The sequence below is a fragment of the Protofrankia sp. CiP3 genome, assembly GCF_917627345.1.
Lineage (GTDB): Bacteria > Actinomycetota > Actinomycetes > Frankiales > Frankiaceae > Protofrankia.
In genome coordinates, this window is sequence record NZ_CAKJTM010000098.1 from 3538 (window position 1) to 16620 (window position 13083).

The following is a 13083-nucleotide window of genomic DNA, read 5'->3' on the forward strand; positions in this document are numbered from 1 at the left end:
CCCCGCGGCTCCGGCTGATACCTCCGAGCGCCGCTACCTGCGTACCGGTGACCTCGGATTCCTGCTCGACGGCGAACTGTTCATCACCGGCCGAATCAAGGATGTGATCGTCATCGCCGGACGTAACCTCTATCCCCAGGACATCGAAAGCTCTGTGCGTGGGGCACACCCCGCACTGCGGCGTGCTGCGGCCTTCTCCGTGGACGATGACGGTGATACCGGAACCGAACGGCTCGTTATCGTCGCCGAGATCCGGGGGACAGCGCGACAGGCTGCCGCGCTGGCTGCGGAGATCCGCGACACGGTGGTAGCGGCCGTGACGGCCGACCACGGCGTCCGGCCTGCCGACGTCCAGCTCGGCCCGGTCGGTGTCATTCCCGTCACCACCAGCGGGAAGATCCGGCGCGACGCCACCCGGTCGGCGTACCGCCAGGGACTGCTGTCCACGGCCACGGCCGGCCACGGACCAGGCCGCGAGTCCATCCCGGCTGTGACGGGATGCCCGGCATGACCTCCTGCGCCGACACCGCGCCGGCCGTCCGGCCGCTGCCCGCCGGGGCTGCCGGGGCTGCCGGGGCGCGGATCATCGCTCCCGGATCAGCCGGTACCGATCCGGACACCGACGCCCTCGCACGCAGGATGGCCTACGTCACCGTCGGGCTACCGGCCCTCGGCGTGGTCGCGGCGATCGTCTTCGCCATCCGGTACGGGTTCACCTGGACCGACCTCGGACTGCTCGCCGGCATGTACCTGGTGACGGCGTTGGGGGTGGAGAGCGGCCTGCACCGTTTCTTCTCCCACCGCGCCTTCAGCGCGGGGCCGGCGCTGACCAGCTTCCTGGGGGTCGCGGGCAGCATGGCGGCGCAGGGACCGATCCTGTTCTGGGTCGCCACCCACCGGATCCATCACGCGTTCACCGACCGGGACGGCGACCCGCATTCCCCCCGCCCGATCGGCGACGGTCGCCTCGCCCGGCTGCGCGGCCTGTGGCACGGCCATGTCGGCTGGCTGTTCACGATCCGCCGGGCCAACTGGAGCAGGAACGTGCCGGACCTGCTGCGGGACCGGCTCGTCATGAGACTGAACCGGTACTATTTCGGTTGGATCGTTCTCGGCCTTGCGCTGCCGGCACTGATCGGGGGCCTTGTCGACGGCCCACGCGGCGCCGTCGGGGGGCTCCTGTGGGGCGGGCTCGCCCGGATCTTCCTGCTTGACCAGGTGACCTGGGGAGTCAACTCCCTCGGCCACACGCTGGGCCGTCGACCTAATCCGACTCGGGACAACAGCCGCAACATCTCGCTGCTCTCTCCTTTCTCCGTCGGTGGCTCCTGGCACAACAACCACCATGCCCAGCCGGCCCTGGCCCAGACCCGGCACACCCGCTGGCAGCTCGACATCGCCGGGCTGTTCATCCAGCTGCTCGATGTCACGGGTCTTGCCCGGGACGTGCGGTATCCGAAGAAATCCGGTCCGGGCGGAGATTCCGAGTAGATATCTAGGGGGACTGCCATGTCCTCGGCTACGGCCGAACCGCTCGCCGCGGGCATCGTGAAGCTCGACCCGGCCAGCCGGCGCATCAAACGGGTGACCGCGTTCACCATGATGGCGCTGCCTGGACTCGGTTGTGTCGCCGCGATCTACCTGCTGGCCAGCGGAATGTACGCGACGATCGATCTGGTGCTGTTCGCTGCGTTGTACTTCGTGCATATGGGTGGCATTACCATCGGTTTTCATCGCTATCTCGCCCACAAGACGTTCAAAACATCGCGGTTCTTCGAGGCGATCCTGCTGATCAGTGGTTCGATGGGCGGGCAGGGGCCGATCATGTACTGGGTCACCACCCATCGCCGGCATCACCGGTTCAGCGACGGACCGGGCGATCCGCATACCCCGAACCTGCATGGCGAAGGTGTCCGCAACAAGCTGCGTGGACTCTGGCACGCGCACATGCCGTGGATGCTCAGCGACGAGAGCTCCAGCTGGAGCCTGTGGGCGCCCGATATCATGCGCGACCGCCGGCTGTTCTTCTACCACCGGACCTACCAGCTCTGGATGCTGGCCGGCCTGCTCCTGCCGGCACTCATCGGGTTCGCCGCCGGCCGGACCGCCATGTCGGCGCTCACCGGCCTCGTCTTCGGTGGCCTTGCCCGGATGTTCGTGGCGAACCAGGCTGCCTGGTGCGTCGGATCGATTTCCCACATGATCGGCGGCCGGCCATTCGACAACGGTGACCGCAGCGCCAACAACTGGCCGGTGGCCCTCGTCACCTTCGGAGAGGGGCTGCAGAACAACCATCACGCGTTCCCGGGCTCCTATCGGCATGGCGTCCGCGCCTGGGAGCCAGATCTGAGCGGCTGGACGCTGGCCCTGCTCGGCAGCGTCGGCGTCGTCTGGGACCTGCGGTCTCCGGACAGAGCGACCATCGTGGCGAAACGGCAGGCAGCCGTCCTGCGCCGCGCGACACAACACGAATTGGACAGGAGCATGAAGATCCGTGTTCGGACGTAGGAAAACCAGCTCGGTACCCACCGGCCCACTGACCGAGGAGTCGATCCGGCAGTGGCTGATCGGGGAGCTCGCACGGCGGATCGACACGCCAGCCGACCAGATTGACACCCGCAAGCCGTTCGAAGCCTACGGGCTCGACTCACGGGTCGCCGTTCAGGTCTCCGGTTCACTGGAAAAGATCGTCGAAAGGCGGCTGTCGCCCGGCCTGCTCTATGAGCACCCGACCATCGACGACCTGAGCGGTTATCTGGCCACGGAGCTACGCCTCGCCGACCACTAAGTGGTCGGCGAGGGACCAGCAACTGACAGGACTGGACTGGACACCATGCCGACATACCGCTTCCCCTCGGCCCCGGACGCATACTTCGAGGACTTTCTCCAGAAGTCGGAGCGGATCAGGAACGAGCGGCTCGCCGCGGCGATCCCGAAATCCCTGATCGAACCACGGGTTGCCCGCGGGTTATTGGGCTTCGCCGTGAGCTGGACCCTTTATATCGGCGCGATCGTGAGCATGAGCTTCGCCCCGTACTGGCCGCTGTACCTGCCGCTGCTGATGGTGGCCGGGCTGGGCGGGTGGGGCCTGCACTGCATCGCCCATGACTGCGGGCACAACTCCTTCTCCCGGTCCCGCTGGTTCAACATTGCCATCGGGCATGTGTCGCTGCTGCCGCTGATCTATCCTTTCCACGCCTGGCGGCACGCGCACAACATGCACCACACCCACACCAACAACCTGGAGCTGGACACCGACTGGCGGCCCATCCCGGCCGCGCTGTACGACCGGATGCCGCGCTGGGAGAAAATGATCTATCATGGCACCCGCACCTGGGCGTTCTGGGGCGGCACCATCAACTACTGGCGGGTGTCCGGGTTCCGGCCGAGCTTCTTTCCGAAGAAGGAGATGCGCCGCGACGTCCGGCGCTCGATCCTGTTCGTCGCGGCGGTCTGTGCCGGCTACTTCCCGGTGCTCGTCTACTACACCGGGGCGACCGGCTTCCTGCTGTACTTCGTCGGCCCGTGGCTTGCCACGCACGCCTGGTTCAGCGCCACCACGCTGATGCATCACAGCTCCCGTGACGTGCCCTACCTGACGTCCGAGCACTGGACCCGCAATGCCAGCCGGCTGCTGCTCACGACGGACTACGCCTACCCACGATGGCTACTTTTCCTGACCCACAACATTTCGATCCACACCGCGCACCATGTGGCCCCGGTTGTCCCGTTCTATAACCTCACCCAGGCACAGGCCGCTTTGAAGCGCGCCTACCCGGGCATGATCCGGGAACGTGAGGTGAAGATACGGCACCTGTGGCACATCCTGCGTCGCTGCCACTTCTACGACACGGCGTCCGGCTTTTACATGGACTTCTCCCGAGCGCATGTCCCGCCCCAGGAGCGGCGGACGGTCAAGGAGCTTCCGCAGATTGTCGGGGCGGGCTCGTGACACCGGTCGCGATCCGCCGCCTCGGCTACAGCGTGTTGCGGTCGGTAGCACCCGTTCGAGCCGGGCGGCTGGCCGCCGACACCTTCAGCGACACCCGCCCGCTCGGGGTGTACCCCGACGACGTATCGCCGCTGGGTGCTCGCGGCTTCCGGGTGGACGGTGAGCCCCGGGTGCGCGGCGGCTATCTGTGGGGGGACCAGGGCCCGACTGTCCTGCTCGTCCATGGCTGGGGGGCCGACAGCAGCAGCATGCACGGGCTGATCAGACCGCTGCGGCAGCTGGGTTTCCGGGTGGCGGCGTTTGACGCCCCGGGGCACGGCGTCTCCGCCGGCTCACAGGCGACGATGACCGAGTTCACCCGGGCAACCGGGACGGTGCTGGACACCCTCGGCGGGGTGCGGGCGGTCATCGCACATTCACTGGGCTCGATCGCCGCGGTCGGCGCGCTGGCGCCACGTCCGGCGATGCCCGTCGACTGCCTCGCCTTCGTCGCCCCGGCCGCCTCGCTGGCGGGTGTCCTCGAACGGTGGTCGGCTGGTCGGCCGGACATGTCCCGGCCGGTCGTCGAGCGTATCTACGCTGAGTTGCATCGGCGTAACGGGGTGCCGGTCAGTCACTGGGACGTGGTGGGGCTGGGGCGGACGCTGGCCTGCCCGAAGCTGGTGATCCACGACCCTGGCGACCCGGTGGTCCCGTTCTCCGACGCCGAAGCCATCGCCGCGGGCCTGCGTACCGTACGTCTGGCGGTGGCCCCGGGCCACGGCCACCTCGGCATTCTCATGGCGGCCCGGGTGACGGCCGCCGTCTCGGCCTTTGTGGCCGAGCACGTTCTGCCCGAGCGCGTCCCGCCCGAGCACGTTCCAGAGAGTGAGGTGTCGGTCAGATGAAGCCGGAAACCATGGTCAGGGGCAAGGCGTGGATGTGCCTGGTCTGCGGCTGGATCTACTACGAGGACCTGGGGCTGCCCGACGAGGGCATCGCGCCGGGCACGGCCTGGGGGGACATCCCCGACTCCTGGACCTGCCCCAACTGCGGGGTCGGCAAGAACGACTTTGTCATGGCCCCACTGTGACTCTGCTGTATGCGGAACCTGCCGTTGCCAGGGCCGGGTCAGGACGTCGCCACCGGCTCGGTTTGGGAGACGAGCGCGCCGCGACCGGTTGGCGAATGCAGACCTGACCCGGCGGGCTCCCCGCAGTGCCGGCACACCAGCACCGGGTCCAGGACCTCACCGCAGGTGTGCCGCCAGCGCACCGGCGGGTCACCTGCGTTCAGGTGCTGGTCGCCCCACTTCATCAGGCTGAGCAGCACGTCGGTGAGGTTTTTCCCGGCGGGCGTCAGATGGTATTCATAACGTGGCGGATGATCGCTGTATTGTTCCCGCCGGACAATGCCGGCGGCCTCCAGCTTCCGCAGCCGTACGGTCAGGATGTCGCGCGGCGCCCCGGTACTGCGCACAATACCGTCAAACCTGCGCACACCGAGCATGAGCTCTCGGATGGCCAGCAATGTCCAACGTTCGCCAACCAGGTGCAGAGTGTCGGCGATGGAACATTCACGCGGATCCGGCCCTTTCGGCATGGATCTATTGTACGGGCCATCGACAGGGCTGTTCCCGTCATGCCCGCGACGCGACGGGGCGGGCGCCCTGCCGGCCGACGGGCCACCGCCATCCGGATGTCGGCCTTTCCTGTTATATACGGTTATAAACCATTATCATTCGTTATGATCCGGCCGGGGAGTGCCCGCGGGGGAGAAGCAGGCACGCGGCCGCACCGGCGGCGATCGTGGCCAAGGTGAGCAGCCAGCCGCTGTCGTAGGCGTGTACGGCGACCGCGACACCCTCGCCCCTGGCCGGGGCGAGTGCCGCGACGAGCATCGCGACACCGAGCACGGTGCCGAGCTGGCGGGCCATGGTGACCACCGCCGAACCGGTGGAGAAGCTCTGTGGCGGCAGCGCGGTGACGGCCGCGCTGATCAGGGTGGGCAGGGTCAGGCCCACCCCGACACCGGTGAGCAGCATGCCCGGCAGCATCCCCCGCAGATAGGTGGGGTCAGGCTCGAGCAGCAGCGCCCACCAGGCAATCCCGCAGCCGAAGAGAACACAACCGGCTGCGGCGACAAAGCCCGCACCGATCCGCCGGGCCAGCGGTCCGGCGCCGACGGCCAGTGCCGGCACCATGAGCGGTCCCGGCGCGATCGCGAGGCCGGTACGCAGTGCCGACCAGGTCCAGACCTGCTGGCACCACAGGATGATGGACAACAGCATCGCCGCGAACGCGACGGAGAACAGGAGGGCGGCCAGGGCCGCGCCCCTGAACACGGGCACCCGCAGCAGCGGCAGCGGCAGTATCGGCGCCGGGTGACGTGCCGAGCGGTACACGAACACGACGAGGAGAACCACCCCAGTCACCAGCGAGACGAGCGTCCTTCCCGAGGCCCAGCCCCAGTCCTGGCCGCGGACCAGGCAAAGGGTCAGCACGGCGATCGCCACGATGAAAACACCCGCACCGGGCAGGTCGGGGCGGGCGGCGTTCAGCCGCGCGGGGGTACGCGGCAGGATCCCCGGACCGAGGAGAAGGACGGCGAGGCCGAAGGGAAGGTTGACCAGGAAGACCCACCGCCAGTCCAGTTCGGTCAGCAGGCCACCGACGACCGGGCCGACCGCGGCGGCCAGGCCGCTGATGGCCGTCCAGGCCCGGACCGCGGAGCCCCGCCGCTGCGGCGGGGCGGCCGCGAGCAGGAGCCCCAGCGAAGCGGGGATGAGCATGGCCGCGCCCGCGGCCTGGACGGCCCGAGCGGCGACCAGCGCCCAGACGCTCGGCGCCAGCGCGCACAGCGCCGAGGCTACGGTGAAGACGCCGATACCCCACAGGTAGGCCCGCCGCGGGCTGGTGCGGTCCGCCAGGCTGCCTGCCGGTACCAGCAGCGCGGCAAAGAGCACCGCGTAGGCGTTGAGCACCCAGGACAACGAAGCCAGGGACGATCCGCCGAAGTGTGTGCCGATCCGCGGCAGCGCCACGTTGACGATGAACAGGTCGAGGTTGGACATGGCCACGCCCGCGGCGACGACGGCGAAGACCGGGCCGAGGCGCACGTGGGCCACCGAGCGGCCCGCGGCTGCGGTACCCGCGTCGCTGGGAGACGTACCGGGGGACGTACCGGGGATGGCGGCGAGCGCTACGGGGACCGGTGGGGATGCGTCGGCAGCCTCGTTGTCCTGAACGCTCACGGATCCCTCACAGGTGAGTTGGCAAACACAACTGATGTGTTGGAGGGTACGGTACCGGCGGTCAGCGTGAGAAGCGACCCCGGGAAGGCTCGGCCCCGACGTACGGGGCCAGAAAAACAAAAAACGGTCGCTCACCGTCAACATTCATGATCATCTATGCCTGGACGCCTCCGCGTCGAGGAACTGGTTGGCCTGGAGAGTGAACAGCTCGCGGTAAATGCCGGGCCGGGTCATCAGCCCGGCGTGCGTACCCTCATCGACCACCAGGCCGTCGTCGAGGACGTAGATGCGATCGGCGGTGCGGACGCTGGCGAGCCGGTGGGTGATCAGCAGAACCGTCCGCTCCCGCGCCAGCTCGCGAATCAGGTTGAACAAAGCCTGCTCGGCGCGGGCGTCGAGGGCCGCGGAGGGCTCGTCCGCAATGAGGAACGGCGCATCCCGATAGACCGCCCGCGCGCAGGCGATCCGCTGCCACTGGCCGCCGGACAGGTCGTGCCCGGCGTTGTACTGGCGCGCCAGGGACGTATCGTAACCATATGGTAACTTACCGATCACCTCGGCCGCGCCGGTCGCCTCCGCGGGGGGGATGACGCTGTCCGGCCCGTCCGTGGCCAGTCGGCCGATCCGGCCGACGGCTATGTTGAGCCGGGCCGACATCGGCCACTGTGTGTAGCTTTGCGGGATCAAACCGATATTCGACCGGACGCTGTCCGGGTCGACCTCGGCGAGAACGGTGTCATCCCAGCTCACTGTGCCGGAGTCCGGCTCGTACAGGCCTGCGAGGATCTTCGCGAGCGTGGATTTGCCGCTGCCGTTGGCGCCTACGAATGCGACGACCTCGCCCTTGTGCAGCTCGACCGTGACCCCGCGCAGCGCCGGGGTGTCGGTACGGGGGTATGCGTAGGTGACGTTGTCAGCTTTGATCACCGTTGGGTTGGCCGGCGCCAGGTGTGCCCGGGGCCGGGGCATCCGGCGGGTCGCCTCCGCGATCCAGCTCCGGTACTCGCCGAAGTAGAGGAAGTTCTCATAGGCGCTGTTGAGGCTGTTCAAAGCCGAGGACAGGGCGCCTCGGCCGTTACGGATCGCCAGCACCGCCGTGCCCCCGACGGCGAGCGGCATGATGCCCGTGTTGAGCAGCACGATCAGCGTCCCGTAGACGGCGCTCAGCGCGAGCCCTGACACGGCCTCGCCGGTCAGCCGGTACACCGCCTGCCCGCGGCCGACGCGCACCTGCTCGGCCTCGTGCTCGCGGGCCAGGGCGGTGTACTCGTCGAGCAGGAACCGGCCGAGACCGAACGAGCGGATCTCCGCGGCGCAGTCGCGTTCCGTCATGTGGTATCGCAACATGTACTGGCGCCTGACCTGGCGGATGCGACCCAGCCAGGACGCGTGCGCGAGCCTGGCGGAACGTACCGACGCCCAGCCGTCCGGCACGATCGAGATCACCAGCAGCGGTAACAGGACGGGGTGCAGCACGCCGAGGACACTGCCGGCGGCAGCGATCTGCACCCCCGAGGTAAGCACGTCGACCGCGTTGTCGACAAGTTGACGCCCGCTCGCGGCACCCCGCTCAGCGGCGTCGAGATCGTCGACGAACCCGGGGTCGTCAAAGGCCATCACGGAGGTACGGGTGGCCAGCTCGAGCAGCCGGACGAGCGAGACACGGTCGACTCGGGGACCGAAGCGGGTCCGTAGGAAATTGTTGACCATCGACAGTCCGGTCCGGACAATCCCAGCGCCGACGACGAGCGCGAGCGCGGGCAACGCCGCCATCAGCCGCCGTGGGGTCGGCCCCTCCCTGAGCAACGCGCCGAGCGCGCCGGCCACCGCAAGCAGCCCACCAGCCTCCACGATCCCGGACAGCACCCGCAGGGTGACCATGGTGATCAAGCCGGCCCGGTCGGACTCCCAGGCCAGCGACCAGGCGAGTCGGAACAGCCCTGGCAGCCGCTTGGCCATGATGAGAAAACCGGTCTGTGCCAGCGTCCGGTCGTGCTTCGACCACGGCCGGGAGGTGGCTTCGTCCTCCCGGCCATAGGTCAGGACGGGGTCACGTGCCAGCGGCGGGCTGCCGGCAGGTTCCGTGGCTGGGGCATTCGGCGGGGTGGGCGTACGCGCGGACGCGGGCTCTTCCAGGGACGGTGGAGTGTCTCGCTGGGTCAGAACAGGACTGCTGTCGGCAAGGTCTCGATCCACAGTTCCAGCCTCGATGACAGCGAGGGCACGCGTCCCGCCTTCAAAAGATCGATCTTTGTCATCCGTGGTCTCGCGCCGTGGTCTTGTGCCCGAACAAGCCGGGCCGCCGCGGCGGTCGTGCACGACCGCCGCGGCGGCTCCATAGCCTGTGCCCTACGGATCTCGCCAAAAGAGTTAAGCGTGCCTGGCAATAGGGGCGTGGATCAAGGAATGAGGCTGGGGTGCGTGCATCGCAAGGCGGAGGCGGCAGCCACCGGAGATGTTGGGTGGCGACTGACGACAACGATGCGAGGTGCGTGCCCCAGCCCCGCGACGCCGCGACGGCGTTGGTTACCTCGCGGTGGATGGGTGTGCCGGACAGCGGCAGCCCAGCCATCGTCATACAGGCTCGGCCCAGGATACTCGAATGTCGCTGTCGTTCGCATGCGGTTATCCAGCCCCAGCTGCTATCTCGATTACTTCGAGAATTACTTCGAGATTCGCTGGACCGCGGCGGAGCCGTCCGATGCGGGGCTCTTCGCGGGGACTGGCCTGTCAGCCACTCCGTCGTGCGCCGATCGGTTGTGAGCTGACTGGTTGTGCGCCGACCTGGCGGGCCTCGACCCGGCACGGGCACTGCTGCTCCGTAAACATTCACGTGGTTTCGTGATCAAGGCATGCGTATACGCCGCGTCGGCTACGGCGCGGTGGTCGGGTGCCGCAGGGACGTCAGGGTGAGGCCGCGGCGGGTGGTGTCCAGGGGGTGCCGGCCATCGCGTCGCGGAGTACGGCCATGACGTTCATCCCGTGTTTGCGGGCGGTCGCGACGTAGGTACGGAGGTCGAGGCGGTGGCGGGTGACGTCCTCCGAGGTCAACCGGCCGGAAACCTTCTGCTGGGTTTTCTGGGGCCGCAGGTCGCGTTCACTGATGTTGTTCGTCGGCCAGACTCGGGTGTCCGAGCAGAACCGCAGGACATCGTCTTCCCTGTCCCGCAGGCATTCCAGCAGGCTGCGGCCGGGCGGCTGCTTGGTCGTGGCGGCCGGGCCCTCAGCAGGGGGAACCTCGGACAAGCCGACCCGGACCGCGCCGCGGAACTCAGCCGTCAGCGGACCAGCCGCCTCGGCCGGCACCCGCGCCCGGCCGGCGTCGCGGGCCGTGTGCCAAGCCCGGACCAACCCTCGCAGCGCCCGCTGCGCCTGGCCGGGCCAGTGGCTGTCCGGGTAGACCTCGGCCACATCCTCCAGATCCCGAAGAATATGGGCCACACACAGCTGGTGGCCGCCGACCTGCGCGAAATCGGCGTGGTCATACAGGTTGTACCGGTCGTGCACGGCGGTCCCAACGAAGCCACCGAGCACCCCGAACGCCGTGAAACTGGCCAGATCCCGCCCGCCCAGGCCGAACACCACATACAGGTCGGTGGACGCCGACAGCACGTACTTCTTCGTCCCCGCCGGCCCACACCGCAGGGTGGTCTCGTCGAACCCGACCACCGGCGACCCGACCACCAGCTCCTTGATTCTCTCCACCGTGCCCGCGACCGCGGCTGCGGCCCGCGCCAGCACACCGTGCACGAACCCCGTCGATGGCGCCGCGCCGGTCACGTCCCGGACCAGCAGCGCGGCGCGTTCGACCGGCACGTGCTGGAAGACCAGCAGGTACACCACCAGCGCCAACAGGTTCGGCCCGTAGCTGGCCGGCGCGCGGGCCACCCCGCCGGGCTGCCCGGCGACGTGCTCACGCCCGCAGCCGCACCGCACCCGGTACAGGTCATGCTGGACGACCCTGACGGTGACCAGCGGCACCTCGTGGACCTGGTGCGACCGGGCCAGACCCACCTCCGCCGCACCACCCAGGTCCGCTCCGCACCCGCACGCCCCGAGCGGGTAGTGCGACACCGTCTCGTCGGGGTCCTCGGACCAGGCCAGCGACGACCCATCGGCGCCTTTACGCTTACCCCGCTTGCCTTTCTCCGCCCCCGCCGCCCGCCGCGCCGGCCCCGTGCGCCCCGGCAGGGCGTCGTCGGCCGACGGCGGCACCGACGAATTCCCGCTGTTCCGCGACAGCCGCCGCTCCAACTCCGCGACCCGGCGACGCAACTCCTCGACGATCTCGGCCTGGGAGGCGATCGTCTCCTTCTGCGCGGCGATCGTGCCGGCCTGGGCCACCAGTAGCGAGACGAGCTCCTCGCGCGACAACTCCTCGACCCCGGCCACCCACCCAGGTCACCACACCCGGACCAGGACGCACGCACCGGCACCCGCTGTTTCACACAACATCCAGACGTGTCTGGACGTCGCCTACACACAACAAGATCTACAAGGCACCTGAATGTTTACGCTGCTCCCTACCCTCTTCCAGCAGGTGAAGCTTCTTCCGGCGCGGAACAGAAGGAGCCGAACGGCCTGCGGTCGGCTGCCATCTGGCTCTGCCGCGCGGACATTTTCCTCTTTTAAAGAAATTGTGTCCGCGGTTCAGTGAACCTGTTGGCTGTGTACCAGTGCAACCTCGGGCAACAAACATGGTCGATGGCCTCCGGTTGGCCCCTCCTGCGAAAGCGAGACCTCTGGTGAGTATCTACGACGCTATCGGCGGCGCAACGGCCGTGCAGGCCACGGTCGACGAGTTCTACGTCCGGGTGATGGCCGATCCCAGTCTTGCCCCCTTCTTTGCCAATCGGGACCTGACTCGCGTCAAGGCGCATCAGCGGGCGTTCATCGCCGCGGCGATCGGTGGTCCCGAGATCTACCAGGGGCGGGACATGGCTACGGTACACGCCGTGTTCGGCGCTACCAACGCACATTTCGACGCGGTAGTGGATCATCTGGTTGCGGCATTGAAAAGCCTCGGCGTCCCGGCGGAAACCACCAGCCAGATCGGAGCTGCCCTTGCCCCGCTGCGTTCCGAGATTGTCTCGGTATCATCGTAGAACTCATGTCATAAATGACACCGCCGGAGTGATATGGCGGGCGTTGTCAGCGCAGCCTGTGCCGTGCGGCTCATTGCGGAATAAGAGCGCCTGACAATAGGAGCATGGATCAAGGAGCGGGGCTGGGGTGCGTGCATCGCGAGGCGGCGCGGGGATACGCCCTGCTGCGGGGCGTCGACCGACGAGCCGGGGTACCCGGCACGCGCCGGCGATGGATGGGGAGTGATGACGTGAGGCGCGTGCCCCAGCCCCGCGATGCCCCAACCCCGCGGTGCCGCACCCTCTGTTGTTGATCACTAAATGGTAACGGTTCTGGATGCCGGCGGTGATCGTGGTAAACGGGCCAGGGGATGCCAGTCGCACCCCCATCCGCCGGGGAGGGCTCAAGGTCAGGTGCCGACCGGCGCGACTCCGAAGAGATTCAAGATCATTTATCGCCTGTCGGCCTGACGGGGCCCTTGCGTCAGCAACGGTGCGGGCCGTGTAGAGTCTGTTTCGTTGCAGGTCCGGCAGGGCATGCACGTCCGGGTGGCGGAATGGCAGACGCGCTAGCTTGAGGTGCTAGTGCCCTCTAAGGGCGTGGGGGTTCAAGTCCCCCCTCGGACACGTACACTAGGTCCACGGATGATCTTGGTGTTACTTCAGCCAAGATGGTCTCTGTCTTGTGGTCGTACGTCAGCCGCAGGCCGAGCTGCCGGTAGACCTCGGCCTTGTCGATCGGGTCCGCGTCGTGCAGGGCCGCGAGCAGCCCACCGAGACCGTTGACTAGCTCTGTGATTTTCTGCCGGGTGAGT

General features: G+C 68.0%; 11 protein-coding genes, 1 tRNA gene and 2 pseudogenes. 9 read left to right on the forward strand and 5 right to left on the reverse strand.

What is annotated here, in order from left to right; genetic code table 11:
• The 7 genes and pseudogenes from MJ797_RS21980 to MJ797_RS22010 all read left to right on the forward strand — a co-directional run.
• Nucleotides 1–511: pseudogene (locus MJ797_RS21980) on the forward strand (AMP-dependent synthetase); the annotation flags it as partial.
• 128 nt (nt 512–639) lie between these two features.
• On the forward strand, nt 640–1491 hold the full coding sequence (locus tag MJ797_RS21985; protein WP_374582767.1) for an acyl-CoA desaturase: 852 nt from the start codon (nt 640–642) through the stop codon (nt 1489–1491).
• Nucleotides 1492–1509: 18 nt separating this feature from the next.
• Complete coding sequence (locus MJ797_RS21990) at nt 1510–2508, forward strand: acyl-CoA desaturase (protein WP_239340498.1); 999 nt, start codon at nt 1510–1512, stop codon at nt 2506–2508.
• Nucleotides 2495–2788: an acyl carrier protein gene (locus MJ797_RS21995; protein ID WP_239340500.1), complete on the forward strand. Its 294-nt coding sequence runs from the start codon at nt 2495–2497 to the stop codon at nt 2786–2788. Before MJ797_RS21990 ends, MJ797_RS21995 begins: the two co-directional genes overlap by 14 nt.
• A 45-nt stretch (nt 2789–2833) precedes the next feature.
• Nucleotides 2834–3952, forward strand: coding sequence for a fatty acid desaturase (locus tag MJ797_RS22000; RefSeq protein ID WP_239340510.1), 1119 nt, complete (start codon nt 2834–2836; stop codon nt 3950–3952).
• Nucleotides 3949–4839, forward strand: a complete 891-nt coding sequence (locus MJ797_RS22005) for an alpha/beta fold hydrolase (protein ID WP_239340512.1) — start codon at nt 3949–3951, stop codon at nt 4837–4839. Before MJ797_RS22000 ends, MJ797_RS22005 begins: the two co-directional genes overlap by 4 nt.
• Nucleotides 4836–5024 carry a rubredoxin gene (locus MJ797_RS22010; RefSeq protein ID WP_239340520.1) on the forward strand — a complete coding sequence of 63 codons (189 nt, stop codon included), beginning with the start codon at nt 4836–4838 and terminating at the stop codon, nt 5022–5024. The genes MJ797_RS22005 and MJ797_RS22010 overlap by 4 nt, the downstream gene beginning before the upstream one ends.
• 38 nt (nt 5025–5062) lie before the next feature.
• Here the strand turns inward: MJ797_RS22010 and MJ797_RS22015 are convergent, their stop codons facing one another.
• From MJ797_RS22015 to MJ797_RS22030, 4 genes are all read right to left on the reverse strand, one after another.
• Nucleotides 5063–5533, reverse strand: a complete 471-nt coding sequence (locus MJ797_RS22015) for a helix-turn-helix domain-containing protein (RefSeq protein WP_239340523.1) — start codon at nt 5531–5533, stop codon at nt 5063–5065.
• 142 nt (nt 5534–5675) lie between these two features.
• Nucleotides 5676–7184, reverse strand: a complete 1509-nt coding sequence (locus MJ797_RS22020) for an MFS transporter (RefSeq protein ID WP_239340525.1) — start codon at nt 7182–7184, stop codon at nt 5676–5678.
• A gap of 150 nt (nt 7185–7334) precedes the next feature.
• Entirely contained in the window at nt 7335–9380 is a 2046-nt protein-coding gene (locus tag MJ797_RS22025; protein ID WP_239340527.1) for an ABC transporter ATP-binding protein, read from the reverse strand.
• A gap of 708 nt (nt 9381–10088) precedes the next feature.
• A complete protein-coding gene (locus MJ797_RS22030; RefSeq protein WP_239340539.1) occupies nt 10089–11576 on the reverse strand; it encodes an IS66 family transposase in 1488 nt (495 codons plus the stop codon).
• A gap of 353 nt (nt 11577–11929) precedes the next feature.
• On the opposite strand from MJ797_RS22030, the gene MJ797_RS22035 reads away from it, so the two are divergent.
• Nucleotides 11930–12289 carry a group 1 truncated hemoglobin gene (locus MJ797_RS22035; protein WP_239340541.1) on the forward strand — a complete coding sequence of 120 codons (360 nt, stop codon included), beginning with the start codon at nt 11930–11932 and terminating at the stop codon, nt 12287–12289.
• Nucleotides 12290–12811: 522 nt separating this feature from the next.
• A tRNA-Leu gene (locus tag MJ797_RS22040) sits at nt 12812–12895 on the forward strand.
• Here the strand turns inward: MJ797_RS22040 and MJ797_RS22045 are convergent.
• Nucleotides 12861–13083, reverse strand: a pseudogene (locus tag MJ797_RS22045) (recombinase family protein); the annotation flags it as partial. The gene MJ797_RS22040 and the pseudogene MJ797_RS22045 sit on opposite strands and share 35 nt — an antisense overlap.

What these genes read in the sequence shown, in the direction of transcription:
- MJ797_RS22015 (WP_239340523.1), bottom strand. Translation starts at nt 5,533, where the DNA reads ATGCCGAAAGGGCCGGATCCGCGTGAATGTTCCATCGCCGACACTCTG.
- MJ797_RS21985 (WP_374582767.1), top strand. Translation starts at nt 640, where the DNA reads ATGGCCTACGTCACCGTCGGGCTACCGGCCCTCGGCGTGGTCGCGGCG.
- MJ797_RS21990 (WP_239340498.1), top strand. Translation starts at nt 1,510, where the DNA reads ATGTCCTCGGCTACGGCCGAACCGCTCGCCGCGGGCATCGTGAAGCTC.
- MJ797_RS22010 (WP_239340520.1), top strand. Translation starts at nt 4,836, where the DNA reads ATGAAGCCGGAAACCATGGTCAGGGGCAAGGCGTGGATGTGCCTGGTC.
- MJ797_RS22000 (WP_239340510.1), top strand. Translation starts at nt 2,834, where the DNA reads ATGCCGACATACCGCTTCCCCTCGGCCCCGGACGCATACTTCGAGGAC.